The organism is Polaromonas sp. P1_G1, from assembly GCF_056405595.1.
On record NZ_JBFUBU010000193.1, the window covers coordinates 1 to 441 of the forward strand.

Below are 441 nucleotides of genomic sequence, written 5' to 3' on the forward strand. Positions count from 1 at the left end.
GCACAAGGAAGCAGAGTTGATGGAGGTATAGCCTCCTCATTTGCAGTGTTTGTCGTCGGGAGTAGATCAGGGAGTTTGGGTGCACGCACAAGAGGGAACCGCCGGTGGTCCCGTCACGGACGGGCCTACGGGCGGCGCTGAGGGCGCGCAACCGCCGAAGTCGAAGGCGGGCAGGAACCTACCTGCCGCCATCGGCGTCGGAGCTGGTCTCGGAGCCTTGGTCATCGGCACTTTGATCTTCCTGCCCCCGGGATGGATCGCTGTCGTCGCGATCGCGATGTTCATCGCGACGTGGGAGGTCACAACGCGGCTTCGTGAAGCCGACATCGAGGTGCCGCGAATTCCCCTTCTCGTCGGAGGGCAAGCCACGATCTGGCTCGGCTGGCCGTGGGGACCGGTCGGGGTGCTCAGCGGATTCACCGCAACCGTCCTGGTGTGCAT

Annotated in this window: 1 protein-coding gene; it reads left to right on the forward strand. The window is 64.2% G+C overall.

Going from position 1 to position 441, the window contains the following annotated elements; all coding sequences use genetic code 11:
- Positions 1-217: 217 nt before the first annotated feature.
- Positions 218-441: hypothetical protein (locus AC1D1Y_RS26430; protein ID WP_477684957.1), on the forward strand; the 224-nt coding region annotated here is incomplete at its 3' end.